This window comes from Pseudomonas sp. AC255, assembly GCF_979258175.1.
On the sequence record NZ_OZ409841.1, the window covers coordinates 2,498,023 to 2,524,433 of the forward strand.

Genomic DNA, 26,411 nt, shown 5'->3' on the forward strand with positions numbered 1-26,411 from the left:
CATCCATGTTAGGGACGACTCATGAACAGATCGCCATGCTTGCTGTTGGTTTTGCTGCTGCTGAGTGCTGGCGTCAGCGCCAATATTCCACGACCGGTCACTGAAGGCCTGGTGTTGTGGCTGGACGGCAATGACCCGGCCGCGATGACACTGGAGGGGCAAAACCAGGTCGTACGCTGGCTGGATAAATCCGGCAAGGGCAATGACGTCACTGTCGACAACCGCGCGGCGACGACATTGCCCACGCGCGTCGACAACGCCCTCAACGGCCACGGTGTGGTGCGTTTCAGCGGCACGGCAGCGTTCATGGGCCAGGCGATCCGCACAAGCAAAGGCCCGGTGACGGTCTTCGTCGTCTCGCGACGTCTGCCCGAGCAGGCCGGCGGCAAGGCCTGGCAGCGACTGTTCAGCTCCCGCCCGCAACTGGCGGACAACGACAACGTCGCGCCGAATTTCGGCATCAGCGTGCAGCAGACCAGCGCCTACGAGCCGGCGCTGGCGTTGCTGGAAACCAGTGACGTGCCGATCGGCCCGTTCGCGGTGGCGCGCAACGTGGTTGGCACCTCGGAAATCCTCCGTGGCGACATCGCCGAAGTACTGGTGTATGACCGTCCATTCAGCAGCCAGGAAGAACGCCGCACCGTGTTCGAGTATCTGGCGCAAAAGTGGGCGGTCGCCATGCCGCAACAGGTCGACGCGTGGACTCGCGTCGGCCCGTTAGGGCCGGCTCCGACGCCGGTTACGCCCGATCTGCCGCTGTCGGATCAGGCCAACGCCGGCGGCTGGAAGCTGGATACGCGCCTGTCAGACGAATTCAACGGCAGCGCCCTCGATGCCGAACGCTGGCACGTCAACAACGCCACCGGCACCGATTCCCTCGGGCGCAAACCGGCGCTGTTTTTGCCGGAGAACGCCAAGGTCGGCAGCGGTAATCTGAACATCACCTTCCGCAAACAGACCCTCCCCGAGAAATACGTCGCCTTGGGCTACAAGGACTACAGTTCGGCGATGGTGCGTACCCATGAACGGGGGATGTACGGCTATTACGAAGCCCGGGCGAAGCCGATGAACTCTGCCGGCTCCAGTGCGTTCTGGCTGGCGTGGACCGGGCTGCCGGACAACGCCACGGAAATCGACATCTTCGAAATCGGCGGCAAAACCCGCAACGAAGCGTTCGACCGCCGGTACAACATGAACGCCCATGTCTGGGCCAGACCGCAGAATGATCAACACCTGAGTTCCGGCAGCACGTGGAATGCCCCTTGGCGGCTGGCCAGTACCTTTCATGTCTACGGTTTCGACTGGCAACCCGAGACCTTGCGCTGGTACGTCGACGGCGTATTGGTCCGGGAGGCGAAGAACAGCTACTGGCATTTCCCGATGCAAATCGTCTTCGACAGTGAAGCGATGTGGGACTGGTTCGGCGTGGTCGACGATGCTGACCTGCCGTCGGTGTTTCGCATCGATTACGTGCGGGTCTGGACGCGCTCAGCGCAGTAGTGCTGTGTTCAACGGTTTTGTACCCTCGCTTGCATCCGCCACCGCGCGCGGAAAACTCCCTGACCCACGCGCAATTCTTTCGGCGTGCCGTTCGGCACGATCTCGCCCCCTCCAAGCGCCATCCCCCGCCCCTCGATACCCGCAAAAACCCCTCGATCCTGCTCGCAAAGGTTGACGTGCGCCAAGCCAACCGAGAGCTGCCCTCGCCCTTTGCTCTACCATCCATCGGCTGTGTTGGAAAATCATCAAACCCAAGTGCAAGTCCGTTATCAGAATCGGTAACCACTCCAGCAACAGACATCCTCAGGGACACTCATGGCTAATGATCCCTCCAACTCCGATCGCACCTGGTTCAGGCCGGAGCATGCGGTCGAGACAACCTTTCCTGCCAGCGATCCGATTTCCCCGTGAGTCTTGACCGGCGCAGCCTCAATCTTGTCGCGGCCGCGTTCGCGCTGACGGCGTTGTCCTATGGCCTCGCGCGCTTCGCCTATGGACTGCTGCTGCCGCAGATTCGTCAGGATCTGACGCTCAGCGTGTCTGCTGCCGGTTGGATCGGTGGCAGTGCGTTCGCCGCTTACTGTGTGGGCATCGTTGCGACGTTTGTCTGCAATGGCAAAATCAGTCCGCGCGGGTTGACGGTGATGGCCGGCGCCGCCGCGACGCTGGGCATGGGGCTGGTGGTGATGGCTTGGTCGGGCTTGGCGTTGGGCTGCGGGGTCGCGCTGGCGGGATTGAGCACGGGTCTGACTTCGCCGCCATTGGCCAGTGCGGTGGCGGCGCGTCTTGTTGATGCGGAACGTCCGCGGGCCAATGGTTTTATCAATGCCGGGACAGCGGCGGGAATCGTTTTTTCCGGTTTTGCGGCGATATTGGCGGCCGGGCAATGGCGCCAGCTGTATGCCCTGTTTGCCTTGATCGGCATCGGCGTCACGATCTGGCTCTGGTTTGCGGTACCGCGCCGGGTCGAGCGTGACGTCGCGCAGAACTTCTCGCTGGCAATGCTGCGTCGACCCGGCGTACTGCCTTTGTGCGCCAGTGCTTTCCTGATGGGGTTGGCGAGCACGGCGATCTGGACATTCGGCGCCGATATTTTGCGCAGTGAGGCTGGTTTCTCCGATCAGGCCATTGCGTGGGCGTGGATGGTATTGGGCGCAGCGGGAATCAGCGGCTGCATGACCGGCGTGCTCACTGGCCGCTTCGGTGTCGCACGCATGCAGCACCTAGCGCTTGCCGGAATCGCCCTCGGGACATTGGGCCTTTCTGCCGCATCAGTTTCCGCCGGATCGGGCCTCGCCGCGATGTGCCTGTTTGGCGCGGCCTACATCGTTTCTTCAGGCGTTTATCTGCTGCAAGGCATTCGTTTGTTGCCGGACCGCCCGGACCTGGGACTGGGCATTCCGTTTCTGCTTCTGGCGCTCGGTCAGACCGCTGGCACGCCGGTTTTCGGCGCGGTGCTGGAGGCTGCCGGCGTAATCGTTGCCCTTTGTGTTTTCGCGGCGGCCGCTTGCGTCGCCATGGTGCTATGCCCAAGAGATGGTGAAAGTCCGCGCAGACAGATGTGCCAATCCACCGAAGGCTTGGGTCGCTAATGATTTTTATCGTCAGGAGTACAAACCATGGCCGTAAACATCAGCAATCTCACCCTCTCCACCCCGGTACCCGTCTCGGCAACCAATCCGGTGGCACTGGAACTCAACGGCGCCGAGGCCATTGCGCAGTTCCCGAGCATCGTCACGGTGCTGCCCGACGGATCCCTGCAACTGTCCGCGCCGACCAAAGGCGCCTCGAGCAAAAGCACTCACCGCACCCGCTGCGAATGGAAAGAATCCTTTTATTGGTCGCTGGGCAGCGCCGCTGACCACCTCAACTATCAGGAAATGACCGTGACCAAGGTCAACTCTGCGCAGAAAGTCGTTATCTCGCAGATGCATGTGAAAAACGACGACGGCCCGGTCATTAAAGTGTTCTGGCAGAAAGGCAACATCACCATGGGCTTCCGCCAGAGTTTCAACCAGCCCACCCCGGTCAACACCACGGTGCTCAAGGGCGTACCGCTGGGCGCGAAATTCAAGGTGACCATTCGCGCCAACTCTGCCGGCGTAGCTCGAGTCACCGTCGACTACAACGGCGTTGTCGGTACATCAGGTGATTTGCAGCTCGACTCAACCTGGAATTCGCAGGTGTTCAATTTCCACGGCGGGGTCTACAACCAGATCGACTACACCGACGCCACCCCGCCAGAGGATGGCTCGATCTGCATCATCAGTGACTTGTTGATTTCGCATACTTAGGCGCTGAAACGAGCAAGGGCCTGTGTAGTTTTTGCATGCAGGCCCTTGTCGGAGCTCAGCCCGATGATTGGTTTTCAGCCTCCTCTCGAACCTCAAAACAGCCTGCGTCCTAACGTCGCAGCCGTCAGCTATTGGCAAATCCTGCGTAAGCCGTAGAATCCCGCGCTCTCGCATCGCGCGTCTGGTCACAGACGCGAACTTGCAGGGCTGGCCATGTCGTCCGACGTCACCACCCTGCCCGATCGGCAGACCCCCTGCACAACACCTGTTCCAGCCTGGCAACCGCACGCGCAGTGGCGCACGTTGCGCTGTTCGATTTCTTGAGGTTTTTTATGTCTCCGCGTTTGCTGGCCATGGCGCTGGCGCCCCTGCTCGGGCTGTTCATTATTGCTCTGGGCAATGGTTTTCTGTCTTCCCTGACCACCCTTCGCCTGGACGCCGCCGGTGCCTCGGCGACGATGATCGGAGTTGTTTCGTCGGCCTACTTCATCGGCCTGACGCTGGGCGCGGTGTTCAACGACCGGCTGATTCTGCGCATCGGCCATATTCGTGCCTACGGCAGCTTCGCCTCGCTGATCGCCGTGACGATCCTGTTGCAGGGGCTGTTCTATGACACCTGGGGCTGGCTCGTCCTGCGCCTGATCAACGGCTGGGCCACGGTGGGTGTGTTTCTGGTGATCGAGAGCTGGCTGCTGCTGGCCGGGGACGAGAAGATTCGCGGGCGCTTGCTCGCGCTGTACATGATCGTCCTTTACGGCGCTGGCGTTCTGGGCCAAGCGACGCTGGGAACCATCACTGGCATGAGCGACAGCGCGCCGTTCATGGTCGCCGGCATGCTTGCTGCGCTGTCGGTGCTGCCGATCGTGATCCTGCCGCGCGTGTCGCCGCTGCTCGATCAGGTCGAGCCGCTCAAGCCCCGGCAACTGCTGGGCGTGACGCCGACCGGGCTGGTCGGCTGTTTCGGCTCGGGGGTGACCATCGCGGCGATTTACACCTTGTTGCCGCTGTATCTGCAACGCAGAGGTCTGGACGTCGGTGAAGTCGGCAGCATGATGGCGTGGACGATTCTCGGCGCGATGTTGCTGCAGTATCCGGTCGGACGCTGGTCCGACCGCACCGATCGCTTGCAGGTGCTGACGCTGCTGACGGTGGCATGCACGGCATTATCGCTGGTGATTGTGCTGCTGCCGCTGTCTTCGACAATGCTCGCGGCGATGCTGTTTCTGCTCGGTGGCGGTGTCTTCGCGCTGTACCCGGTGGCCGTCAGCCACGCGGCCGACCGCGCCCCGGCCGAAGCGCTGGTGCCGATGATTCAGGGTTTGCTGCTGATCAACTCGCTGGGCTCGGCCATCAGTCCGATGATGATCTCGCCGGTGATGAACTCGTTCGGCGCCAACGGCCTGTTCTGGGTCTTCGCTGTGGTCAATCTGAGCATGGTCAGCTTTTTCTTCTGGCGCCGCGGCAAACGCCCGGTGCCGGCCAACCCCGCACCGTTCACGGCAGCAGCCACCTATTCACCGACGGGCGCGGAGTTGCGGGTCACCGAGGATTTGCGCGTGGCCGCTGAAGAGCACCCGGCGATGATGGATGCGATCAGCGGGGAACTGGTGACGCAGCCACGGTGACCGCTGATCAGCAACTGCCCGGCGGGATGCCGTCCTTGTTGAAGTCCTTCAAGCGCTCGCGCTCTTCTTCGGTGGAATGCGCCGGGGTGGTTTGATCCGGTACTTCTTGCGGCACTTCGGTATTTTCTTCAGTCATGGCTTTGCCCTCGTTGTCGATGCTATTTCGGCATCGGCGAGGGCTGGCAGTTCCGGATTTTCAACTCCACCGCAGCCATGCGCTTCAGTTACGGCGAGCATTACCTTCAGCGAACAGCGCAAGATGCTTGCCTCAAGAGCGGGTACGCTCAATCAGCATCCTCTGCAACGTGTTGTCCTTCACCCAGTAATGGTGGAACAGCCCCGCCAGCGCGTGCAGGCCGATCAGCCAGTAGCCGGCACTGCCAATCCATTCGTGCCAGTACTTGAGTTGTTTGGCCAGGTCCGGATCAATAGCCACCGGCGCCGGCACATGGAAACCAAAGTACGGAAACGGTTTATCGCCCGCCGCGAGCATCAGCCAGGCGAGTAGCGGTGTGACAATCATCAATCCATACAGCGCCAGGTGCGTCAGGTGCGCAACTGCGGTCTGCCACGCCGGCGGTTTGGGGGTGATCGGTGGACGCGGGGTCAATCGGCCGATCAGACGGATCCACACCAACGTGAAGATGCTTGCGCCAAACAGCCCATGCATACCCATCAGCAGGCCGCGTGCTTCGCTGCCTTTGGGCAGATAGCCTTTGATTTCGACGCACGCATACACACCAACGAACAACGCCAGCATCAGCCAATGCAGGATGATTGAGAGTTTTCCATAACGGGTTACAGCGATGTCGCGAATCATAGGAAACGCCTCGTGATTGTTGTGGAGCGACGATCATCTCGCTCGAAATTATCGATCCGGTTGCCCTGAATCAAGGCTAACCATGCTTGCCCAGCCTTAAGGGAGTCTGAAGATCGGCGCTGCGGTTAACGGTTTTTCATCTTCAGACTTCGTTAAGAAATGGCTTGGATACTGCGCCCAAACCCATTGAGGGAGGCGCTCTGCCCATGCCCGAATTCGACTGGAACATCCCGCTGCCCCTGCACTTCGGCCAGGCCGAGTCGTTGCCGATGACGCTGAGAAACGCGTTGCCGGAGGACGAGCTGCGCGCGCCCTTCGAAGCCTTTATCCAGCAGCGTTTTCGTACGGCTCACGGTGCCGAAATCCGCCATTTCATGCCCGAGTTGTTCGGCATGCACAACAGCGATGGCCAGTTGTGCGCAGTGGCCGGGGTCCGTCGAGCGCATCTGCAGGCACTGTTTCTCGAGCGCTATCTGGATGAACCGATCGAGCCGTTGATCAGCACCGCCGCCGGTCGTGCAGTGGATCGCAAGGTCATCGTCGAAGTCGGCAACCTCGCCGCCAGCGATACCGGCAGTGCGCGCCTGAGCATCATCGCCATCACCTATCTGCTGGCCATGGGTGGCCTGGAATGGGTGACCTTCACCGGCAACATCGGACTGGTCAACAGCTTCCATCGCCTCGGTTTGAAGCCCGTGACATTGTGCGCCGCTGATCCACAGCGACTGGGTGACGAGCGTCAACACTGGGGCAGTTATTACGAAAGCAAACCCTGGGTGCACGTCGGCAACATTCGCGCGGGATTTGTTCATCTGCGCAATATTGGCCTGTTCACTCGCCTGGGTTTGCCGACTTCCGTTGAAGGAGCCTGCCATGTCGCTTGAATTGCAGCGCTTCCAGGAAACCCTGCGCGACCATGCCCGGCGCAATGACAACGCCTCAGCCCTGTGGGGCGACACGCTGAGAATAGATTACGCCACGCTGTATGCCGAGGTGTTGTATCGCCAGGAGCGCCTGCGCGATGAGCAGGTGCAGGTGATCGCGCTGGCGCTGGACAACGGCGTCGACGCGATGCTTTGGGATCTGGCGGTGTTGTTCGAAGGCTTGACCTGCGTAACGCTGCCGCCGTTTTTCAGTGCCGCGCAGCGCGCCCATTGTCTGGAGCAGAGCCAGGCCGAACGGGTGATCGCCGAGCCGCAACTGCAAGCCGAGCTGCTGGCGGCGGGCTATGAATTACGAGGTGAATTCTGGTGTCGCTCGTTCAATGGCCCGAGTCGCATGCCGGCGGGCACCGCGAAACTCACGTTTACCTCCGGGACCACCGGCACGCCGAAAGGGGTGTGCCTGAGCGCCGACAGCTTCCTGCGCGTTGCCCGGGAGCTTGATCAGGCAAGCGCAACCGCTGGACCGGAGCACCATCTGGCGCTGTTGCCTTTGGCGATCCTGCTGGAGAACCTGGGCTGTTATGCCGCGCTATACGCCGGTGCGGTGTTGAGCCTGCCAAGCCAGACAACCCTCGGCATTCAAGGTGCCAGCGGCATCGATGTTGCGCGCCTGCTCGGTTATCTGGGCAAGCGTGCGCCGGAGAGCCTGATACTCGTGCCACAGCTGCTGCAAGTTCTGGTCAGCGCCGCTGAACAGAAGGCTTTCGATCCGCAAACCTTGCTCTTCGCCGCGGTCGGTGGCGCGCGGGTGTCAGCGGATCTGCTGCACCGCGCGCAACAGGTCGGGTTAGCGGTTTACGAGGGATACGGCTTGTCCGAGTGCGCCTCGGTCGTATGCCTCAATCGCCCCGGCGCGCGCCGTCCGGGCAGCGTCGGGCGCCCTCTGCCTCATATAGAGGTGCGGTTGGCCGAGGACGGGGAAGTGCTGATCAAGGGTTCGGTGTTGCTCGGTTATCTGGGGGAGCCGGCGTATACCGATCAATGGTGGCCGAGTGGCGATCTGGGCGAGTTCGATCCGGAAGGTTTTCTCTATCTCAAGGGCCGCAAAAAACACCAATTCGTCACCAGCTACGGGCGAAACGTCAACCCGGAATGGGTCGAGTCGGAACTGACCCAGCGCCGCCACATCGCTCAAGCGTTCGTCTATGGCGAGGCGATGCCGCACAACCACGCCCTGCTCTGGCCGCATCGTCCGGACTGCACCGATGCCGAGCTGGCCGCTGCCGTCGCCGAAGCGAACGAGGCGTTGCCCGATTACGCCCAGGTGCATCAGTGGACGCGCCTGGCGCAGCCCTTCACCGCCGCCAACGGCCTGCTCACCGCCAATGGCCGGCCGCGCCGCGACGCCATCATCGCGCAGTACCGCACGCAACTGACCGAATCCGCCACTTCCGAGGAATCCGCATAATGAGTTTTTCGACACCCTGCAAGAAGCCACGCAACGCGAACGCCACGAGCTGTTCAATCTGCCGATTATCGTCGACGCGTTGCAAGGCAAGGTCAGCCTCGACAGCTATCGGGCCTTTCTTGCCCAGGCTTACTACCACGTGCGCCACACCGTACCGCTGATGATGGCCTGCGGTGCACGCCTGCCGACGCGCCTGGAATGGCTGCGCAAAGCGGTGTGCGAATACATTGAAGATGAATACGGCCACGAACAATGGGTGCTCAACGACATTGCCGCCTGTGGTGGTGATCGCGACGCCGTGCGCGATGGCCAGCCGTCATTGTCAATCGAGCTGATGGTCAGTTTTCTCTACGACCTGATCGCCCGGGGCAATCCGGTGGGTCTGTTCGGCATGGTGAACGTGCTCGAAGGCACCAGCATTGCCCTGGCGACCCACGCGGCGGGGAGCATTCGCGATCGCCTGGCGCTGCCGGAAACGGCATTCAGCTATCTGAGCTCCCACGGCGCGCTCGACATCGAGCACATGCAGACCTATCGGCGGTTGATGAATCAGCTGGAAGACCCTGACGATCAAGCGGCGGTCATTCATGCTTCGAAAGTCGTCTATCGGCTCTACACCGACATGTTCCGTGATCTGCCGCGCGACGCTGAGGCCCAACATGCAGCTGCATGAAGCCCGCGTGGTCCTGACAGGTGCCAGTGGCGGCATCGGCCTGGCCATCGCCAGTGCCTTGTGCGCCGCCGGTGCCAGGGTATTGGCCGTGGCGCGGCATCAGGAGGCGCTGTTGCCGCTGCTTGAGCGGTATCCGCAGAACCTGTGCTGGGTCGCCGCCGACCTGACCTTCCTCAGCGATCGCCGCAAAGTGTTGGCCGCCGCCGACGCCATCGGCGGCATCAACCTGCTGATCAACGCCGCCGGGGTCAATCACTTCGCCATGCTCGAACAGCTCGATGACAGTGACATCAACGCGATGCTGGCGGTGAATATCAGCGCGCCAATCTGCCTGACCAAAATGCTGTTGCCGCAGCTCAAGCAGGCTGACAGCGCGATGGTGGTCAACGTCGGCTCGACCTATGGCTCGATCGGCTACCCAGGTTACGCCAGTTATTGCGCGAGCAAATTCGCCCTGCGCGGATTCTCCGAGGCGTTGCGCCGCGAGCTGGCCGACACGCGGGTCAGCGTGTTGTATGTAGCGCCCCGGGCCACCCGCACCTCGATGAACAGCGCCGCTGCACAAGCCTTGAACGATGCCCTCAAGGCCAGCGTTGACGATCCGCAGACCGTAGCGTCGGCAGTGATGCATGCGATTGCCGGCGACCGTCGTGATCTGTACCTAGGCTGGCCGGAGCGATTTTTCGTCCGTTTGAACAGCTTACTTCCGCATCTGGTGGATCGCGGTCTGCGCAAGCAATTGCCACTGATCCGCCGTCTCAGTGAAAAACCTGACAACGAGGCTTCAAAGCCATGAAAAAACTTTCCACTTGCCTGCTGTTTGCCGCCCTCAGTCAAAGTGTCTGGGCGCTTGAGCCGGCTGATCAGCAACGTCTCACCGGCATCCAGCAGAACTGGGCGCACATTCAATACGAGGTCGCGGAAAAGCAGCGCGCCGCGGCGTTCGAGCAATTGGCCAGCGAAGCCAACGCGTTCACCACGCAACGTCCGAATGTGGCCGAAGCCTGGATCTGGAAAGGCATCGTCACCAGCAGTTGGGCCGGTGCCGAGGGCGGGCTCGGTGCCCTGGGCAAAGCCAAGGACGCCAAAGCGGACCTGGAAAAATCCCTTACGCTTGACCCTAAAGCCCTGCAAGGCTCGGCATACACCAGCCTCGCTGCATTGTACGATCGGGTACCGGGCTGGCCGATCGGCTTCGGCGACAGCGACAAGGCCGAGCAATTGCTCAAACAAGCCCTGCAGCTCAACCCCGATGGCATCGACAGTCTGTACTTCTGGGGCGACCATCTCTACCGTCAGAAGCGCTACGCTGAAGCCAAGGCAGCGCTGATCAAGGCCAGACAAGCCGCACCCCGTGCGGGCCGCGAAAGTGCCGACGCCGGGCGTCGTAAAGAGATCGACGCCTTGCTGGTGGACGTGAACAAGAAACTCGACTGAAAGGAGTGCGCGTGCGTTTATTACTGATCGAGGATGACGTGGCGCTGGGTGAAGGCATCTATCAGGCGCTGGGCCGCGAGGGGTACACGGTCGACTGGCTCAAGGACGGCAGCAGCGCCTTGCATGCCCTGCTCAGCGAAACGTTTGATGTCGCCGTGCTGGACCTCGGCCTGCCACGCATGGATGGCCTCGAAGTGCTGCGCCGTCTGCGTGACAGCGGTTCGAACCTGCCGGTGTTGATTCTTACCGCGCGCGATGCCACTGAAGACCGCATTGCCGGACTCGACGCCGGTGCCGACGATTACCTGATCAAGCCGTTCGACCTCGCCGAACTCAAAGCCCGTCTGCGCGCCTTGTTGCGCCGCAGTGCCGGGCGCGCTCAGGCGCTGATCGAACACGCCGGCATCAGCCTCAACCCCGGCACCCAGCAGGTCAGTTATCAAGGCCAACCGGTCGCGCTCACCCCCAAGGAATATCAGTTGCTGCACGAACTGCTGTCGCCGCCGGGGCGGGTGATGACTCGCGATCAATTGATCCAGTTGCTCTACGGCTGGAACGAAGAAGCGGAAAGCAACACCCTGGAAGTGCACATTCATCACCTGCGCAAAAAGTTCTCCACCGACCTGATCCGCACCATCCGCGGCGTGGGTTATCTGGTGGAGGAGCGTCGATGACCTCGATCCGCCGGCGCACGCTGACCCTGATCATCGGCCTGTTACTGGCCGGTCTGGCGATACTCAGCACCTTCAATGTGCATGACAGCAACCACGAAATCGCCGAGGTTTACGACGCGCAATTGGCGCAGAACGCACGCCTGTTGCAGGGCGTAATGCGTATGCCGATGGCGAGTACCGAGCACGCGCAGTTGTATCAGGCGTTCAATCAGGCTCTCGGGGAAGCCAAGCCACGGGTTGACGGACATCCTTACGAAAGCAAAATCGCCTTCCAGGTGTGGAACCCGCAAGGCGAGGTGCTGGTACATACCGCCAGTGCGCCCTCCTTCACTGCGCCGCCGACGAGAACGGGGTTCAGCGACGTGGTCGACCTGAAAGGTCGGCAATGGCGAGCGTTCATGCTGGAAGACAAGCAGAACGGCCTGCGCATCTGGGTCGGCGAGCGCGACGATGTGCGCACCGACCTGGTCGACCGCATCGTACGCCACACGCTGTGGCCGAACATGCTTGGCAGCCTGATCCTCGCCGCGATGATCTGGCTGGCCATAGGCTGGGGGCTCAAGCCGCTGGCAGACATGGCGGCGACTCTGCGCGCCCGTCACAGTGGTTCACTTGAGCCGCTGCAACTGACGCCCCTGCCCAGTGAGCTGGAGCCCATGCAGGCAGCGCTAAATCGCATGCTCGCGCAGATTCAGGAAGTGCTCGGCCGGGAGCGTCGCTTTATCGCCGATGCCGCGCATGAAATGCGCACGCCGCTGGCGGTGCTGCGGGTGCATGCGCAAAATCTGCAGGAGGCCGGTACCGAAGACGAGCGTCGTGAGTCACTTGAGTTTCTGATCTCCGGAGTCGACCGCACGAGCCGACTGGTCAACCAGCTGCTGACCATGGCGCGTCTTGAACCCAAACCCAACCCGCCGCCACTGCAACGCATTGATCTCAGCGAAACCGTACGCAACAGCCTGGTGCAATTGACACCATGGTTGCTGAGCAAACACCTTGAATTGATCTTTGAGGTCAGCGACCAACCGTTTCATGTCCTCGCCGACCCCGCCGCCATCGACATCGCGCTGAATAACCTGATCACCAACGCGGCGAATTTCTCCCCCGAACACGGTGCGATCACCGTGCACCTGAGCAAGTCCGATGGCGTCTGTCATTTGACGGTCGACGATCAAGGGCCGGGAATTGATGAATCAGGCAGAGAGCGATTGTTCGAGCGTTTTTACAGCCGTGGCACGGCGCATGGCGCCGGATTGGGGTTGACCATTGTCAACACCATCGCGATGCAGCTGAACGGTCAGATAGAACTGGCGAACCGGGCAGAGGGCGGATTGAGGGCGACGTTATCGATTCCAGCCCGGGAATAGTCGCCACGACAGCGGCGCTCAATTCATCTAGCTTCAAAATGCGAACCGTAAACGCACAAGGGCCTGCGTAGCTTTCGCTCGCAGGCCCTTGTTGAAAGATGGTGCCCGAAGCCGGAATCGAACCGGCACGCCCTTACGAGCGGGGGATTTTAAGTCCCATGCGTCTACCAGTTTCGCCATTCGGGCGGTAGCGCGGTGTCGCTTTGTTCAGCCTTGCGGTTGCGATCCTGACAGGATGACCGCTTGAAAAGCCGAGCGGGGAATATATACATCACGTCCCGGTGAAGCAAGTTTGGAGTGCGCGATTTGAGAACTAAATATCGCTGACCGCGGAAAAACAAAAAGCTCAAGAAATCAGTGAGCTACGAAGCTTGCTTGAAGTAGAGGCCGAGGTTAGTGGTAAATCGCAGCAACCCGACTGGAAATTGGGACGATAAACTCAAAAGATTCAGAGACTCACTATCACCTTAGCTGTACGGATGACAGATGATTCATCGATTGAGATTATGAGCAGGCAACCCAAGTCTGGACGGGATGTCTACGCTAAAGGTTAACGCCGAAATCAATAATCAAAGGGTAATTAGCACGCCCCCTTCAACAACGATCACGCCTCACAGAACGTCACCAGAGCAGAGCTCAGGGATGTACAAGCAATCAGGAGATTTGATTCCATGCAAATGAGTGACACCGTTCTAAAAGCGTCTTTAAGCCAAGAGGAGCGCTCGGCGATCGCCGAGATCGAAGCGACCACCAATATCCTGCAGCTTGTCACCCGTCTGACCGGTACACGCTTTGCCGGAATCGCAAAATTCACGGAAACGGAATGGATCGTCTGTTCGGCATACGATCCGATTGAACTGGGAATAAACGTAGGCGATACGCTGGATCTGGAAACTACGCTCTGCAGTGAGTTTCGACGAAATCCTCAAGCCCTCTTCCTTCCCCAAATCAGCAAGGATGGACGACTTTCGTCACGTCCTGTGGTGAAGCAGTATTCAATTGAAAGCTACGCAGGCGCGCCTGTTTTCCTGCCGGACGGAAGACTCTGGGGTGCCCTCTGTGCTCTGGATTCAAGGGCCGTTCTGTTTGATAACCCGGATCTTGCGGACACACTGACGTTATTCGCACGCCTTATTGGCTGCATCTTTTTCTCGAATCTGACGGTGGAAGGTGCCAGCCATATCAAGACCGGGGCGTGTCTGACTGAGTGACCCTCCATAAACGATGCGGAACACTACACTTTTTCCACAAGCAACAAAAAACCCCGTAGATCATTGATCTACGGGGTTTTTGATAGTGGAGGCCGAGGTCGGAATCGAACCGGCGTAGGTGGATTTGCAATCCACTGCATAACCATTTTGCTACTCGGCCTCAAAGTATTTGCTGTCAGTAGCGCAACAACAAACACTGTACAAATTGGAGCGGGAAACGAGGCTCGAACTCGCGACCCCGACCTTGGCAAGGTCGTGCTCTACCAACTGAGCTATTCCCGCTTGGTGTGGCGCATTCTATAGAATTAAGAAGCCCCGTCAACCCCTTGATTCAAAAAACTTTTATTTCTTTTCTACATCAGTCTTCAGGTGCGGCCAGGCGGCGCGAAGGTATTGAACCATCGACCACAGGGTCAGCCCTGCCGATACAATCAGCAGCGTATAACCGAGCACGACCCAGAAGCTCAATGCCTTTGGATGAGCCAGCAGAATTACCAGCGCGAGCATCTGCGCAGCGGTTTTCCATTTGCCGAGATTGGAAACCGCTACCTGCGCTCGGGCGCCGAGTTCGGCCATCCATTCGCGCAGCGCCGAAATCACGATCTCGCGACCGATGATGACTGCTGCGGGCAGCGTGAGCCAGAGATTGCCGTGTTCCTGCACCAGCAAGACCAGGGCAACAGCGACCATCAGCTTGTCGGCGACCGGATCGAGAAACGCCCCGAACGGTGTGCTTTGCTCCAATCGGCGCGCCAGATAACCATCGAGCCAGTCGGTTGCAGCCGCAAAGGCAAAAACCGAAGCGGAGGCCATGTAACTCCATTGGTAAGGCAGATAGAACAGCAATATGAAGATCGGGATGAGCAGGACGCGTAGAACGGTAATCAGATTAGGGATATTCATCGGCACAACTGGCTACGAGGTGAAGGGGCATTCTACTCACTATGCAGGTTCGCATAAATCGACTCAGCGAGCTTTTTACTGATCCCCGGGGCTTTGGCGATCTCTTCGATGCTTGCACGAGACAGCTCCTGCAATCCACCAAAATGTTTCAACAGGTCACGGCGGCGCGTCGGCCCTACCCCTGCGACACCCTCAAGCGTCGAGGTTCGGCGGGTCTTGCCGCGACGGGCGCGATGGCCCGTGATTGCGAAGCGGTGCGCCTCATCGCGGATCTGCTGAATCAGGTGCAACGCGGGCGAATCGCCGCGCAAGGTGAACTCGTGCGCTGCATCATTCAGATACAACGTTTCGAAACCGGCCTTGCGCGTGGCCCCCTTGGCTACGCCCAACAGGATCAGATCCGGTACGGCCAGTTCGTTGAGCACATCGCGGGCCATCGACAATTGGCCCTTGCCACCGTCGACCAGCAGGATGTCCGGCAACTTGCCCTCGCCGTCCTTGAGTTTGCTGAACCGGCGGGTCAGCGCCTGGTGCATGGCCGCATAATCGTCGCCGGCGGTGACGCCTTCGATGTTGTAGCGGCGGTAATCCGACTTGATCGCACCTTCCGGCCCGAACACCACGCAGGAGGCAACCGTCGCTTCGCCGCTGGAATGACTGATGTCGTAGCATTCCAAACGTTGCGGCGGCTCATCCAGATTCAGCACTTCGGCCAGCGCGTCGAATCGCGCGGCGGTGTGCTGACGGTTGGCCAGACGCGCGCCCAACGCTTGCTCAGCGTTGGTCACGGCCAGTTGCTGCCAGCGCGCACGGGTACCGCGCACCCGATGGCTGATGGCCAATTCGCGGCCGCGCAAGGTATGAATCCCTTCGATCAGCGCTGGAAAATCTTCGTGAACCACATTCACGATCAACTCGCTCGGCAAATCCCGCTCGGGGCTGCTGATGTAGTACTGGCCGAGAAACGCCGCCATGACTTCGGAAACGTTTTCCTCGATGCCGACCTGCGGGAAAAATTCTTGCTGCCCAGCACTCGCCCGCCGCGCACGCTGATCAGGTGAACACAGGCGCCGCCGGGGTTGACGAATGCGGCAATAACGTCGATATCGCCGGTTCCGCCTTCCATGCTCTGCTGGTCCTGTACCCGGCGCAGCAACCCGATCTGGTCGCGCAATTCGGCCGCGCGCTCGAACTCGAGATTGATCGCTGCCTCTTCCATCGCCGTGGACAGCTCGTTGGTCAGCGCATGGCTGCGACCTTCGAGGAACATCACCGAGTGGCGCACGTCTTCGGCGTAGACGTCAGGCTCGACCAACCCCACGCACGGCGCCTTGCAGCGTTTGATCTGGTATTGCAGGCACGGACGGGTGCGGTTCCTGTAATAGCTGTCTTCGCACTGGCGAACGAAAAAGGTTTTTTGCAGGATGCTCAGGCTTTCGCGTATGGCACCGGCACTCGGATATGGGCCGAAATACTTGCCCTTGGCCTTTTTTGCCCCGCGATGAATGCTCAAACGCGGAAACTGCCCGTCGGAGAGAAACACGTACGGATAGGATTTATCGTCGCGCAGCAGGATGTTGTACGGCGGGCGCCACTCCTTGATCAGCGTTTGCTCAAGCAACAACGCTTCGGTTTCGTTGGCGGTGATGGTCGTCTCGACCTGAGCGATACGGCCGACCAGTGCGGCCGTCTTCGGCGCCAGCCCGGTCTTGCGAAAGTAGCTCGCCAGACGTTTCTTCAGGTTTTTCGCTTTGCCGACATAGAGCAGGCGCGCTTCGCTGTCGAACATGCGATAGACGCCGGGCCGACCGCTGACGGTCGACAGGAAAGCACTGGAATCAAATGTCTCGGTCATGGTCAGGCGCTGGCATCCACCATGCCGTGACGCACCGCGAGCAGTGTCAACTCGACGTCGCTGCTGATCGAAAGCTTCTCGAAAATGCGGTAGCGGTAGGTATTCACGGTTTTCGGCGACAGGCACAACTTGTCGGAAATGATCTGGACCTTCTGGCAACCGACAATCATCAACGCAATCTGGATTTCCCGCTCGGACAACGCATCGAACGGCGAATCATTGGTGGGCTGGAATGATTTGATTGCCAACTGCTGAGCGATCTGCGGACTGATGTAACGCTGCCCGGCGAAAACCAGCCGAATGGCCTGAACCATTTCCGGCAGACCCGCGCCCTTGGTCAGGTAACCAGCCGCCCCGGCCTGCAGCAAACGCGTCGGGAAAGGGTCTTCCTCGCACACCGTAACGGCAACCACCTTGATGTCCGGGTGGCTGCGCAGCAGCTTCCGCGTGGCTTCGAGGCCGCCAATGCCGGGCATCTTGACGTCCATGAGCACTACGTCAGGCTTCAATTCACGGGCTTTGATCAGGGACTCTTCACCTGACTCGGCCTGACCCACCACTTGCAGGCCGTCGATATCGGCCAGCATCCGTGTAATGCCTGTGCGAACGAGATCATGGTCGTCGACCACTAGCACCCTAATCAAGCAGACACCTCGCGATATGGTCTTATTGGGATGCCGGACACCTTAGCAAAAAGTGCCAGACAGACCTAGCGGAAAGCCGCATTTAAAAAGTTTCAATTCATCATTCAGGGCTTGCCGGCTGTGGGTTTCAGAGCACAGCTGTACTCAAATCAAGCTGCATCCTGAGGAAACACTCATCCCTGCCCACGATGCGCAGTCCTTTGCGTGCATACAGTTCTTGCGCCCGGTTATTGTCAAACACTGTCAGTCGCAGTGCCGGTCGTCTTGCCTGACGAGCCATTTCGGTAACTTGACCAATGGCCCAGGAACCGGCGCCCTGCCCTTGCCAGGGATGATCAATCTGCAATTCGCGTATGTACAGCGCTCGCGCATCCTCGCTCAGACTGAAAAAACCGATCGCCAGTTCATCCTGGAGGATCATCCAGTTGTCACGATACTGCCAGCCTGCGTCGAACGCCTCGTCCTGCCACAACAGGTCGTGGTCAATGTAATAGCGCAGCATGTTGCGACAGGTCAGATCCCGCGCAAAAGCAAGATCATCACGGGTGGCATGCCGGATTCGATAACTCATTCAGCTTTCTCCATGACTGCAAAGTTGCCCTTCACCCGCATGGTTTGCCAGTGATAGGCGTTTTGAGCGGCGGGCAATAGCATTTTCTGATTGCTGATGCGTATCAGCGTCGAGTAAGCTCGGCGCATTCAACGGAGACAGCACATGTTCAACACCCTTCCACAGTCTTGCACCAACAGCGCCCTGCGCTCGGTTGCGGCTGCCCGGGTGAATCACACTTGCGCTCCTGACAACTTTTATTTTGGGTATTGGTTTAGCCACTGGCGCGCCTGATACCCAAACGGCGCCCATGATAACGGGTCGCCTACCAGAGATTTCTCAACCCCCGGTCGGCCTCCCGACCGGGGGTTTTGTTTTTTCAGGCCCATCACTTTCAGCGACACACCACATTTCGAGGATTACACCATGAACTACGCCACTTATTACCGTTACGACAGCTTTAGCGCCTGGCGATTTACCAGCCTCCGCTCGGGACAGCCTGCCGCCTCCGATCGGTCACCCACAGGTGGCAAACACACATGCCTAGCCAGTACGGCCATTTGTCGAACACCCCAGTAGGGCCGATTGCGCGGGAAAGACCCGCCATCCGCCCAGGAAGACCGAACATGAACTCTTCAGTTTCCGCTTTGCCGCTGTCCACAATCGATTCTGCCAACGAAACGCTGACCCTGCGTCTGCCCAGCTCGTTGCAGCTCAAACAGCAATTGCCGCTCAGCCATTCCCTGCATCAACAGGTCAACACTCATCGCCAGGCGGTGCGCGCCATCCTTGACGGTGAAGACCCACGCCTGCTGGTCATCGTTGGCCCCTGCTCTATCCATGACCCGCAATCAGCGATTGAGTACGCCAGCAAACTCGCTCGTCTGGCCGAAGATGTCAGCAGTGAAATGCTGCTGGTCATACGCGCCTACGTCGAAAAGCCGCGTACGACGGTCGGCTGGAAAGGGCTAGCCTACGATCCGCATCTGGACGGCACTGACGATATGGCTGCCGGTCTGACGCTGTCGCGCGAACTGATGCTGGAAATGATCCGGCTCGGACTACCGGTCGCTACCGAACTCCTGCAACCCATGGCTGCCAGCTACTTTGATGACCTGCTGAGCTGGGTGGCCATTGGTGCCCGCACCACCGAATCGCAAATCCACCGCGAAATGGCCAGCGGCCTGAACATGCCGGTGGGCTTCAAGAACGGCACCGACGGCGGCGCCGCCGTTGCTGTCGACGCCATGCGCTCGGCAGGCCATCCGCATCGGCACTTCGGCGTGGACAGCCAAGGGCATCCAGCGATCGTGCAGACAGCCGGCAACGCTGACACCCACATTGTGCTGCGCGGTGGCCATCAAGGGCCGAACTACGATGCAACCAGCGTAGCCAACATCAGCGCCGAGCTCAGCCGACTGAAGATCCCCAGCCGGATCATGGTCGATTGCAGCCATGCCAACAGCGGCAAGGATCCCCTGCGCCAGCCAGCCGTCTTCAACGAGGTGCTTGAACAACGCCTGCGTGGCAACCACTCGCTGATCGGCATGATGCTCGAATCTCATCTGTTCGAAGGCTGCCAGCCGCTGAGCACCTCTCTACGCTACGGCGTATCGATCACTGATGGCTGCCTCGGCTTTGACGCAACGGAACATTTGCTGACCGACGCCGCACGGCGCCTCGCTAACGCCAGGGCCTGATCGCAGATCGCCCTCCCGTTCCATACGAAGCGCGGAGGGCCGACCTTCCCCAGGTTATGCCACTATGCTGATCCGCCTCACGGCAGATTGCTGACTGGTATCGTCCAGACGTTCGATGGTGTAGGCAATTTCCACCGTCGTGCCGTGGTGCTCGCGCCAGAACCGATGGGGAACAATGAAACTCACCGGTTGCCCGGCCGTCTCCCGAGTGATTTCAAGATCATCGCGATGACTGAAAAAATCACCATCGCACTTGAGATAGACCAACTCGTCTTCCTGCACCAGCGGGTCTTCAATCAGAATGGAAACCCCCTCTATCGAGTCCTTCACCGACAGCACATCATCGATCGTCCCAACAATATCCGGCGCGGCCAGTTCAGCACGCACTGCCGGCCCAATGAAAACCGTCGCAGGCTCCGAGGTTCGGATGGCTCCACAGCGTTGTTCAACACGGTAGGCGACCACCACCTCGCCACCACGATGCGCTTCGACGTAGCTGGCCGGCACCCAGAAGGACAGGCTTTGCGCGACGGCGCAGGCCTCGACCTTCAACGAGTCGGTGAATATTTCAGGCGAAGCATCTCCATGCCACGACAGCATGATCCGGTCGCCCGCTGACATCCGAGCGTAAGGCTGCAGGGTCACCAGGGTGCCTTCCACCACTCGCGACGGCTCCAGCGCTCCGTTTACCGAGCCTTCTATTTGCGGCGCCAACAGATGCGGTCCAACGTCCCCGACAGACAGTTGCAGGCGAGCAGATTCCACTGCCTTGGGCGCGGACGCACTTTGAAGTGCCCAGTAAACCTCAAGCGAGCCCCCGTCCAGCGCAGCGACATGCATCGCCTTGATGACGAAGATGACGTCTTTGCCAACCTGGACCTGGCTGATGAATCGAACACTCTCGTATTGATAGGCAAAGCCTTCGATATCCAGCCCCTCCCAAGACAGCACGATCTGATCGCCGCAGCTCATGTTGGCATAAGGGGAAATGCGAACGATGGCCTTGGCCAGCGAAGGATCCAACACGCTCCCTTGGAGCCCGTCAATCGTTGGCGCGACCAGAGGTTCGATAGACACTTCGGCAACCATCGGCTGGCGCATCCGCCAGCAAAACTCGATTTCATGGCTATTCATTTTCGCTTCCACTCCCTGGAAAACGTGCCGCCCCGAATGACGACACTGACATCTACATTGAGGACCTATTTGAACGTTCCGGATGTCAGCCGAATCCACCGCGACAACGGCGTAACCGCTACTCGCAAAGTAGGCAACAGCAGAGGTCACGCGGTTATGCCGACAAACGACCCACTGAACTTCCGATTCGGATTTCACAGCTCTCCGAAATTTCGTACGCCTCGTAGTCCATTTTCAAACGCAATGTGAAGCCTCTTCGTACTTCTTCAACGGGATGAGTGTTTTAGAGTGGCCCGGTGATTTCCCGATGAACTTCTACGAAAAAGGTAAGAACATGCAACGGAATGCTACAACTCGTTATCCCATCCTGTTGGTCCACGGTCTGTTCGGGTTCGAGCGTATCGGTCATTGCGAGCTGTTCCATGACGTCAAGTCCGTGCTGAAAACGGCCGGCTGTCGATTGTTTGTTCCACACCTTTCGGCCACCCAAGACAATGAAAAGCGGGGCGAGCAATTGCTGTCACAGATTGCTTGCGTGCTGCGAGGCACAGGCGCGAAGAAAGTCAACCTCATAGGACACAGTCAAGGCGCACTCGCTGCACGCTATGCGGCGGCGCTTGCACCAGACGTCGTCGCTTCGGTCACCTCCGTCAGTGGCCCGAACCATGGCTCGGAGCTCGCCGACTTCCTGCGCAGGGCACTGATTCCAGGCAAGCTTCCCGAAGCCGTCGCACAGAACGTGGCGACACAATTTGCCGACTTGCTGTCACTACTGAGCGGCAGCGTGACATTGCCGCAGAATGCGTTAGCCGCACTCAACGCATTGACCACGGTCGGCGTCGGTCAATTCAATGACAAATTTCCCCAGGGACTGCCGCAAACCTGGGGCGGGCATGGTCCTGAGCAAGTCAACGGCGTGCGCTACTACTCGTGGAGCGGGGTTGTTGCGCAATCCACGTTGCCAGTGCTGGATCCGGTTCAAGCAACCTGCCGGGTCCTGTCGCAATATTTCACCACCGAACCCCAGCAGAATGATGGTTTCGTCGGACGCTTCAGTAGCCATCTCGGCCAAGTGATCCGCTCCGATTACCCAATGGATCATTTGGCCAGCCTGCGGCGGAGCGCGGGCACAAAAGCGCCCTCGCCGGATCCGATCGACCTGTACGTCGAACATGCCCAGCGTCTGCAAGCGGCGGATCTATGAATCGGGCAAGGAACGCAGAATGGAACTTTGCCGAGAATTCGCCGACTGATTCCGGTACGCTCCACCTTTTATTGAAACAGTTCGGAGAATTCCCCATGGCCAAAGCCACTGCCCGCCACATCCTGGTTTCCAGCGAAGACAAGTGCAACGAACTCAAGGCTCAGATCGAAGCCGGCGCCGATTTCGCTGAAGTCGCCAAAGCCAACTCCACCTGCCCGTCCAGCCGTCAGGGCGGCGATCTGGGCTCGTTCGGTCCAGGCCAGATGGTCAAGGAATTCGACACCGTGGTATTCAGCGCGCCAATCAACGCCGTGCAAGGCCCGGTGAAGACCCAGTTCGGTTATCACCTGTTGGAAGTCACCAGCCGTCAGGACTGATTCGTCGTCCGATTGCTGACAACGGCCCGCCTTCTGGTGGGCCGTTGTGTTTCAGTTACATATACGGCTGGCGAGTGGCGCGCGGCTCGCGTACAACTTGCGCTTATCGATTTTGCGTTCCAAGGCTGACGATGCGACTGGTTTTTCCCACACTGATGCTCACCGCCCTCGCCTTTCTCATTGGCGCCGCTGGCGTGAACGCTGCCCCGCAACACGCACTGACCGTTTACGGCGAACCGGCCAAATACCCCGCCGGTTTCAGCCATTTCGACTACACCAATCCGCAAGCGCCGAAGGGCGGGACGATGCGGCGCTCGGCCATCGAGATCGGCCACTTCGACCATTTGCTGCCTTATATAGACAAAGGCATCGGCGTGACGCAGATCGACGGCCTGCTGTACTCGCCGCTGGCCCAACGCTCGCTGGACGAGCCTTACACCGTCTATGGTCTGGTTGCGCAGAAGATGGAACGTTCGGACGACGGTCTTTCGCTACGTTTCTTCATCAACCCGAAGGCGCGCTTTGCCGATGGCAAACCGATCACTGCCGAAGACGTTCGCTACACCTACAACCTGCTGATGACCCAAGGCAGCCTGCGTTATCGCACCCAGTTTGCCGACGTCAAAGGCGTCGAAATCGAGGCACCGCTGACCGTGCGCTTCGACTTCAAAAGTAACGAAAACCGCACCCTGCCCCTGGATATCGCGACCCTGCCTGTGTTCCCCGAACACTGGTGGAAGAGCCGCGATTTCGCCAGCGGCGGTGGTTATGAACCGCCGCTGGGCAGCGGGCCGTACCGGGTTGGCAAGGTCGACTCCGGGCGCAGTATCACGTTCGAACGCAATGGCGACTGGTGGGGCAAGGACCTGCCGGTCAGCCGCGGCCTGTACAACTTCGACCATTTCAGCATCGAGTACTTCGGCGACACCGATGTCGCCCGCCAGGTGCTGCGTGGTGGCGCCTATGACTACAACCGCGAGTTTTCCGCGACCGGCTATTCGATCGGCTACGACAGCCCTGCCCTCAGCGATGGCCGTTTGCAGAAGGCCCACCTCGCCACTGAAGCGCCGCAATCGGCCCAGGGTTTCGTGTTCAACCTGCAAAAGCCGATGTTCCAGGACCGCCGCGTGCGCCAGGCACTGGCGATGCTCTGGGATTTCGAATGGAGCAACCGGCAGATGATGCGTAACGTCTATATCCGCCAGCAGAGTTACTTCTCCAACACCGACCTCGCCGCCCGACAGTTGCCCGACGCACAGGAACTGAAAATCCTTGAACCACTGCGCGATCAGATTCCCGAAGAAGTGTTCACTGAAGTCTTCGAAGCGCCGAAGACCGATGGCAGCGGCATCATCCGTGACAAGCAGTTGCAAGCCCTGCAACTGCTCGAGCAGGCCGGCTGGAAACCGGATGGCGACCAGTTGGTCAATAGCGCCGGCGAACCGCTGAGCTTCACTTTTCTGGTCAGCCAGAATGGCATGGATCGCCTGCTGTTGCCTTACAAGCGCACGCTGAAACAGATCGGCATCGAGCTCAATATCCGCCGCATCGACGCCTCGCAATACGTCAATCGCCTGATGAGCCGCGACTACGACATGATCGTCACCGGCTATCCCGTTACCACTTCTCCGGGTGGGGAATTGCTCAACTACTTCGGCTCGGCAGCGGCCAACGATCCGGGCGCAAACAACTACATGGTGCTGAAAAATCCGGCAGTCGACACTTTGATCAACGGCCTGATTCGCGCCTCGACCCAATCGGACATGCTGCATTACGCCCATGCGCTGGACCGGGTGCTGCAATGGAACTACTACTGGATTCCCAACTATTACCCGCCGGGCACCTCGACCGTGTGGTGGAACCGCTTCGGCATTCCCACGGTGCAGGCGAGCAATGACGAAGCCATCGAGAGCTGGTGGGAAATCAGCCGCACGCCGCTGACCAATCAGCAAATGACCGCTGAGAAAATCAGTCGCAGCAGACCCGGAGGGCCGCACTGATGTGGGGTTACATACTGCGGCGCCTGCTGCTGATCATTCCGACGCTGGTGATCATCCTGCTGGTCAATTTCGTCATCATTCAGGCCGCGCCCGGCGGACCGGTCGAACAAGCCATCGCCCATCTGCAAGGCATCGGCGGCGCCAGTGTCGGCGGCGGTGCCAGCGAGACATCGAGCAACGCTTCGCGCGCCAGCCGCGGCCTCGACCCGCAACTGATCAAGGACATCGAAAAGCAGTACGGCTTCGACAAACCGGCCCACGAGCGTCTGTGGCTGATGCTGAAGAATTACGCGCAACTGGACTTCGGCAAGAGCTTCTTCCGTGGCGCGACAGTCACCGACCTGATTCTGGAAAAGATGCCGGTGACCATTTCGCTCGGGCTGTGGGCGACGCTGATCACCTATCTGGTGTCGATCCCGCTGGGCATCCGCAAGGCTGTGCACCACGGCAGCCATTTCGATATCTGGAGCAGCACGGCGATCATCATTGGTTACGCCATGCCGGCGTTTCTGTTCGCGATGTTCCTGATCGTCGTATTCGCCGGCGGCACTTCGCTCAACTGGTTTCCGGTGCGCGGGCTGGTGTCGGACAACTTCGAATCGCTGTCGACACTGGGCAAGATCGCCGATTACTTCTGGCATCTGGTGCTCCCGGTCACGGCGCTGGTGATCGGTGGATTCGCGACGCTGACGATCCTTACAAAAAACTCGTTCCTCAATGAAATCACCCGACAGTACGTAGTAACGGCCCGCGCCAAAGGCTTGAGCGAACGCCGCGTGCTGTACGGACACGTGTTTCGCAACGCCATGCTGTTGGTGGTCTCGGGGATACCTCAGGCGTTCATCAGTGTGTTCTTCGCCGGCTCACTGCTGATCGAAGTGATCTTCTCCCTCGATGGCCTTGGGCGCATGAGTTACGAAGCAGCGGTATCGCGGGATTATCCAGTGGTGTTCGGTTCACTGTTCATCTTCACCCTGTTCGGCCTGCTGATAAAACTGATCGGCGACCTGTGCTACACCCTGGTCGACCCGCGTATCGACTTCGCCGCGAGGAATGCCTGATGTTCAAGCTCTCGCCTTTGGGTCGTCGCCGTTTCGAACGTTTCAAGAAAAACCGTCGTGGCTGGTGGTCGCTGTGGCTGTTCATCGGCCTGTTCATCCTGACGCTGGGTGGCGAGTTGATCGCCAACGACAAACCGTTGATGGTCAGTTATCAGGGCCAGTGGTACTTCCCGGTGTTCAAGCGCCATACCGAACAGGAGTTCGGCGGGCAACTGCCGTTTCAGGCCGATTATCGCAGCGAGTACGTGCAGAATCTGATACGCAAGGACGGTGGCTGGTTGCTGTTCCCGCCGATCCCGTTCAGCGACGACACCCCCAACTATGATCTGAACAAACCGGCGCCAAGTCCGCCGACTTCAGTGAACTGGCTGGGCACCGACGATCAGGCGCGCGATGTGCTGGCGCGGGTCATCTTTGGCGCTCGGGTGTCGATTCTGTTTGCCTTGATGCTGACATTTGTCAGTGCGCTGATCGGTATCGCCGCCGGCGCATTGCAGGGGTATTACGGTGGCTGGGTCGACCTGCTCGGACAACGCGTGCTGGAGGTATGGTCGGGGCTGCCGGTGCTGTATCTGCTGATCATCCTCTCCGGTTTCGTCGAGCCGAATTTCTGGTGGCTGCTGGGGATCATGGCGCTGTTTTCCTGGTTGGCGCTGGTGGACGTGGTGCGCGCCGAGTTCCTGCGCGGGCGCAATCTGGAATACGTCAAAGCCGCACGTGCCCTGGGCCTGACTGACCGCAAGGTGATCTTCCGGCACATTCTGCCCAACGCAATGAACGCGACGCTGAGTTACCTGCCGTTCATTCTGACCGGAGCGATTTCGACGCTGACCGCGCTGGATTTCCTCGGCTTCGGCATGCCGGCCGGCAGCGCTTCGCTGGGTGAACTGATCGGTCAGGGCAAGCAGAACCTGCAAGCACCGTGGCTCGGGTTGACCGCGTTCTTTACCCTGGCGCTGATCCTCTCCTTGTTGGTATTCATCGGCGAAGCGTTACGTGACGCTTTTGACCCTCGATCCTGAAGCGTGAC

The 26,411-nt window shown here is 59.6% G+C and carries 24 protein-coding genes, 3 tRNA genes and 1 pseudogene; 18 read left to right on the forward strand and 10 right to left on the reverse strand.

Annotated elements, in window-relative coordinates; genetic code table 11:
• Positions 1-21 precede the first annotated feature (21 nt).
• From ACZZ0K_RS11405 to ACZZ0K_RS11420, 4 genes are all read left to right on the forward strand, one after another.
• A complete protein-coding gene (locus ACZZ0K_RS11405; RefSeq protein ID WP_463559108.1) occupies positions 22-1,500 on the forward strand; it encodes a family 16 glycosylhydrolase in 1,479 nt (492 codons plus the stop codon).
• Positions 1,501-1,907: 407 nt separating this feature from the next.
• Complete coding sequence (locus ACZZ0K_RS11410) at positions 1,908-3,092, forward strand: MFS transporter (protein ID WP_258708090.1); 1,185 nt, start codon at positions 1,908-1,910, stop codon at positions 3,090-3,092.
• A 27-nt stretch (positions 3,093-3,119) separates the two neighbouring features.
• On the forward strand, positions 3,120-3,794 hold the full coding sequence (locus ACZZ0K_RS11415) for a polysaccharide lyase family 7 protein (RefSeq protein ID WP_258708089.1): 675 nt from the start codon (positions 3,120-3,122) through the stop codon (positions 3,792-3,794).
• 332 nt (positions 3,795-4,126) lie between these two features.
• A complete protein-coding gene (locus ACZZ0K_RS11420) occupies positions 4,127-5,419 on the forward strand; it encodes an MFS transporter (protein WP_095179835.1) in 1,293 nt (430 codons plus the stop codon).
• Between the two features lie 7 nt (positions 5,420-5,426).
• On the opposite strand, the gene ACZZ0K_RS11425 is transcribed toward ACZZ0K_RS11420, so the two are convergent.
• Together ACZZ0K_RS11425 and ACZZ0K_RS11430 are read right to left on the reverse strand one after the other, a co-directional pair.
• Positions 5,427-5,555: a hypothetical protein gene (locus ACZZ0K_RS11425; RefSeq protein WP_095179833.1), complete on the reverse strand. Its 129-nt coding sequence runs from the start codon at positions 5,553-5,555 to the stop codon at positions 5,427-5,429.
• A 132-nt stretch (positions 5,556-5,687) separates the two neighbouring features.
• The gene (locus ACZZ0K_RS11430; protein ID WP_258708087.1) at positions 5,688-6,239 is read right to left on the reverse strand and encodes a cytochrome b; all 552 of its coding nucleotides are present in this window, start codon (positions 6,237-6,239) and stop codon (positions 5,688-5,690) included.
• A 206-nt stretch (positions 6,240-6,445) separates the two neighbouring features.
• Between ACZZ0K_RS11430 and ACZZ0K_RS11435 the strand changes: the two genes are divergently transcribed.
• Genes ACZZ0K_RS11435 through ACZZ0K_RS11465 form a run of 7 tightly spaced genes read left to right on the forward strand, consistent with a single transcriptional unit; the run spans position 6,446 to position 12,742 of the window.
• Positions 6,446-7,123, forward strand: a complete 678-nt coding sequence (locus tag ACZZ0K_RS11435; protein WP_258708086.1) for a thermostable hemolysin — start codon at positions 6,446-6,448, stop codon at positions 7,121-7,123.
• A complete protein-coding gene (locus ACZZ0K_RS11440) occupies positions 7,113-8,591 on the forward strand; it encodes an AMP-binding protein (RefSeq protein WP_258708085.1) in 1,479 nt (492 codons plus the stop codon). Before ACZZ0K_RS11435 ends, ACZZ0K_RS11440 begins: the two co-directional genes overlap by 11 nt.
• Before the next feature lie 16 nt (positions 8,592-8,607).
• A complete protein-coding gene (locus tag ACZZ0K_RS11445; protein ID WP_463559767.1) occupies positions 8,608-9,264 on the forward strand; it encodes a TenA family transcriptional regulator in 657 nt (218 codons plus the stop codon).
• A complete protein-coding gene (locus ACZZ0K_RS11450; RefSeq protein ID WP_041478761.1) occupies positions 9,251-10,060 on the forward strand; it encodes an SDR family oxidoreductase in 810 nt (269 codons plus the stop codon). The genes ACZZ0K_RS11445 and ACZZ0K_RS11450 overlap by 14 nt, the downstream gene beginning before the upstream one ends.
• A complete protein-coding gene (locus ACZZ0K_RS11455; protein WP_041478760.1) occupies positions 10,057-10,701 on the forward strand; it encodes a tetratricopeptide repeat protein in 645 nt (214 codons plus the stop codon). The genes ACZZ0K_RS11450 and ACZZ0K_RS11455 overlap by 4 nt, the downstream gene beginning before the upstream one ends.
• A gap of 11 nt (positions 10,702-10,712) precedes the next feature.
• Positions 10,713-11,375, forward strand: a complete 663-nt coding sequence (locus tag ACZZ0K_RS11460; protein WP_024012790.1) for a response regulator — start codon at positions 10,713-10,715, stop codon at positions 11,373-11,375.
• Positions 11,372-12,742, forward strand: coding sequence for an ATP-binding protein (locus tag ACZZ0K_RS11465; protein ID WP_258708084.1), 1,371 nt, complete (start codon positions 11,372-11,374; stop codon positions 12,740-12,742). Before ACZZ0K_RS11460 ends, ACZZ0K_RS11465 begins: the two co-directional genes overlap by 4 nt.
• Before the next feature lie 99 nt (positions 12,743-12,841).
• Here ACZZ0K_RS11465 and ACZZ0K_RS11470 read toward each other — a convergent pair.
• Positions 12,842-12,928 (reverse strand) — tRNA-Leu (locus ACZZ0K_RS11470).
• A gap of 491 nt (positions 12,929-13,419) precedes the next feature.
• On the opposite strand from ACZZ0K_RS11470, the gene ACZZ0K_RS11475 reads away from it, so the two are divergent.
• The gene (locus ACZZ0K_RS11475; protein ID WP_164488345.1) at positions 13,420-13,953 is read left to right on the forward strand and encodes a GAF domain-containing protein; all 534 of its coding nucleotides are present in this window, start codon (positions 13,420-13,422) and stop codon (positions 13,951-13,953) included.
• An 86-nt stretch (positions 13,954-14,039) separates the two neighbouring features.
• On the opposite strand, the gene ACZZ0K_RS11480 is transcribed toward ACZZ0K_RS11475, so the two are convergent.
• The 6 genes and pseudogenes from ACZZ0K_RS11480 to ACZZ0K_RS11505 form a co-directional block, all read right to left on the reverse strand.
• A tRNA-Cys gene (locus ACZZ0K_RS11480) sits at positions 14,040-14,113 on the reverse strand.
• A gap of 46 nt (positions 14,114-14,159) precedes the next feature.
• Positions 14,160-14,235 (reverse strand) — tRNA-Gly (locus tag ACZZ0K_RS11485).
• 60 nt (positions 14,236-14,295) lie between these two features.
• Positions 14,296-14,856 (reverse strand): CDP-diacylglycerol--glycerol-3-phosphate 3-phosphatidyltransferase, encoded by a 561-nt coding sequence (pgsA, locus tag ACZZ0K_RS11490; protein WP_041478738.1) that lies wholly within the window; start codon positions 14,854-14,856, stop codon positions 14,296-14,298.
• A gap of 32 nt (positions 14,857-14,888) precedes the next feature.
• Positions 14,889-16,711: pseudogene (uvrC, locus tag ACZZ0K_RS11495) on the reverse strand (excinuclease ABC subunit UvrC).
• A 2-nt stretch (positions 16,712-16,713) separates the two neighbouring features.
• Positions 16,714-17,355 (reverse strand): response regulator transcription factor GacA, encoded by a 642-nt coding sequence (gacA, locus tag ACZZ0K_RS11500; RefSeq protein ID WP_024012761.1) that lies wholly within the window; start codon positions 17,353-17,355, stop codon positions 16,714-16,716.
• 127 nt (positions 17,356-17,482) lie between these two features.
• Positions 17,483-17,926, reverse strand: a complete 444-nt coding sequence (locus ACZZ0K_RS11505; protein WP_252883719.1) for a GNAT family N-acetyltransferase — start codon at positions 17,924-17,926, stop codon at positions 17,483-17,485.
• 605 nt (positions 17,927-18,531) lie between these two features.
• On the opposite strand from ACZZ0K_RS11505, the gene ACZZ0K_RS11510 reads away from it, so the two are divergent.
• Positions 18,532-19,605 carry a 3-deoxy-7-phosphoheptulonate synthase gene (locus ACZZ0K_RS11510; RefSeq protein ID WP_258708083.1) on the forward strand — a complete coding sequence of 358 codons (1,074 nt, stop codon included), beginning with the start codon at positions 18,532-18,534 and terminating at the stop codon, positions 19,603-19,605.
• 54 nt (positions 19,606-19,659) lie between these two features.
• Here the strand turns inward: ACZZ0K_RS11510 and ACZZ0K_RS11515 are convergent, their stop codons facing one another.
• Positions 19,660-20,739, reverse strand: a complete 1,080-nt coding sequence (locus ACZZ0K_RS11515) for a hypothetical protein (RefSeq protein ID WP_258708082.1) — start codon at positions 20,737-20,739, stop codon at positions 19,660-19,662.
• Positions 20,740-21,073: 334 nt separating this feature from the next.
• Here ACZZ0K_RS11515 and ACZZ0K_RS11520 point away from each other — a divergent pair, with 334 nt between their 5' ends.
• The 5 genes from ACZZ0K_RS11520 (at position 21,074) to ACZZ0K_RS11540 (ending at position 26,403) form a co-directional block, all read left to right on the forward strand.
• Entirely contained in the window at positions 21,074-21,943 is an 870-nt protein-coding gene (locus tag ACZZ0K_RS11520; protein ID WP_252883884.1) for an esterase/lipase family protein, read from the forward strand.
• 95 nt (positions 21,944-22,038) lie between these two features.
• On the forward strand, positions 22,039-22,320 hold the full coding sequence (locus tag ACZZ0K_RS11525) for a peptidylprolyl isomerase (protein WP_236168984.1): 282 nt from the start codon (positions 22,039-22,041) through the stop codon (positions 22,318-22,320).
• A gap of 131 nt (positions 22,321-22,451) precedes the next feature.
• Positions 22,452-24,320 carry an extracellular solute-binding protein gene (locus ACZZ0K_RS11530; RefSeq protein ID WP_258708081.1) on the forward strand — a complete coding sequence of 623 codons (1,869 nt, stop codon included), beginning with the start codon at positions 22,452-22,454 and terminating at the stop codon, positions 24,318-24,320.
• The gene (locus ACZZ0K_RS11535) at positions 24,320-25,381 is read left to right on the forward strand and encodes a microcin C ABC transporter permease YejB (RefSeq protein ID WP_039758569.1); all 1,062 of its coding nucleotides are present in this window, start codon (positions 24,320-24,322) and stop codon (positions 25,379-25,381) included. Before ACZZ0K_RS11530 ends, ACZZ0K_RS11535 begins: the two co-directional genes overlap by 1 nt.
• Complete coding sequence (locus ACZZ0K_RS11540; protein WP_041478730.1) at positions 25,381-26,403, forward strand: ABC transporter permease; 1,023 nt, start codon at positions 25,381-25,383, stop codon at positions 26,401-26,403. The genes ACZZ0K_RS11535 and ACZZ0K_RS11540 overlap by 1 nt, the downstream gene beginning before the upstream one ends.
• The last annotated feature ends 8 nt before the right edge of the window (positions 26,404-26,411 follow it).

What these genes read in the sequence shown, in the direction of transcription:
- ACZZ0K_RS11405 (WP_463559108.1), top strand. Translation starts at nt 22, where the DNA reads ATGAACAGATCGCCATGCTTGCTGTTGGTTTTGCTGCTGCTGAGTGCT.
- ACZZ0K_RS11415 (WP_258708089.1), top strand. Translation starts at nt 3,120, where the DNA reads ATGGCCGTAAACATCAGCAATCTCACCCTCTCCACCCCGGTACCCGTC.
- ACZZ0K_RS11420 (WP_095179835.1), top strand. Translation starts at nt 4,127, where the DNA reads ATGTCTCCGCGTTTGCTGGCCATGGCGCTGGCGCCCCTGCTCGGGCTG.
- ACZZ0K_RS11425 (WP_095179833.1), bottom strand. Translation starts at nt 5,555, where the DNA reads ATGACTGAAGAAAATACCGAAGTGCCGCAAGAAGTACCGGATCAAACC.
- ACZZ0K_RS11430 (WP_258708087.1), bottom strand. Translation starts at nt 6,239, where the DNA reads ATGATTCGCGACATCGCTGTAACCCGTTATGGAAAACTCTCAATCATC.
- ACZZ0K_RS11435 (WP_258708086.1), top strand. Translation starts at nt 6,446, where the DNA reads ATGCCCGAATTCGACTGGAACATCCCGCTGCCCCTGCACTTCGGCCAG.
- ACZZ0K_RS11440 (WP_258708085.1), top strand. Translation starts at nt 7,113, where the DNA reads ATGTCGCTTGAATTGCAGCGCTTCCAGGAAACCCTGCGCGACCATGCC.
- ACZZ0K_RS11450 (WP_041478761.1), top strand. Translation starts at nt 9,251, where the DNA reads ATGCAGCTGCATGAAGCCCGCGTGGTCCTGACAGGTGCCAGTGGCGGC.
- ACZZ0K_RS11455 (WP_041478760.1), top strand. Translation starts at nt 10,057, where the DNA reads ATGAAAAAACTTTCCACTTGCCTGCTGTTTGCCGCCCTCAGTCAAAGT.
- ACZZ0K_RS11465 (WP_258708084.1), top strand. Translation starts at nt 11,372, where the DNA reads ATGACCTCGATCCGCCGGCGCACGCTGACCCTGATCATCGGCCTGTTA.
- ACZZ0K_RS11475 (WP_164488345.1), top strand. Translation starts at nt 13,420, where the DNA reads ATGAGTGACACCGTTCTAAAAGCGTCTTTAAGCCAAGAGGAGCGCTCG.
- pgsA (WP_041478738.1), bottom strand. Translation starts at nt 14,856, where the DNA reads ATGAATATCCCTAATCTGATTACCGTTCTACGCGTCCTGCTCATCCCG.
- ACZZ0K_RS11505 (WP_252883719.1), bottom strand. Translation starts at nt 17,926, where the DNA reads ATGAGTTATCGAATCCGGCATGCCACCCGTGATGATCTTGCTTTTGCG.
- ACZZ0K_RS11510 (WP_258708083.1), top strand. Translation starts at nt 18,532, where the DNA reads ATGAACTCTTCAGTTTCCGCTTTGCCGCTGTCCACAATCGATTCTGCC.
- ACZZ0K_RS11515 (WP_258708082.1), bottom strand. Translation starts at nt 20,739, where the DNA reads ATGAATAGCCATGAAATCGAGTTTTGCTGGCGGATGCGCCAGCCGATG.
- ACZZ0K_RS11520 (WP_252883884.1), top strand. Translation starts at nt 21,074, where the DNA reads ATGCAACGGAATGCTACAACTCGTTATCCCATCCTGTTGGTCCACGGT.
- ACZZ0K_RS11525 (WP_236168984.1), top strand. Translation starts at nt 22,039, where the DNA reads ATGGCCAAAGCCACTGCCCGCCACATCCTGGTTTCCAGCGAAGACAAG.
- ACZZ0K_RS11530 (WP_258708081.1), top strand. Translation starts at nt 22,452, where the DNA reads ATGCGACTGGTTTTTCCCACACTGATGCTCACCGCCCTCGCCTTTCTC.
- ACZZ0K_RS11535 (WP_039758569.1), top strand. Translation starts at nt 24,320, where the DNA reads ATGTGGGGTTACATACTGCGGCGCCTGCTGCTGATCATTCCGACGCTG.
- ACZZ0K_RS11540 (WP_041478730.1), top strand. Translation starts at nt 25,381, where the DNA reads ATGTTCAAGCTCTCGCCTTTGGGTCGTCGCCGTTTCGAACGTTTCAAG.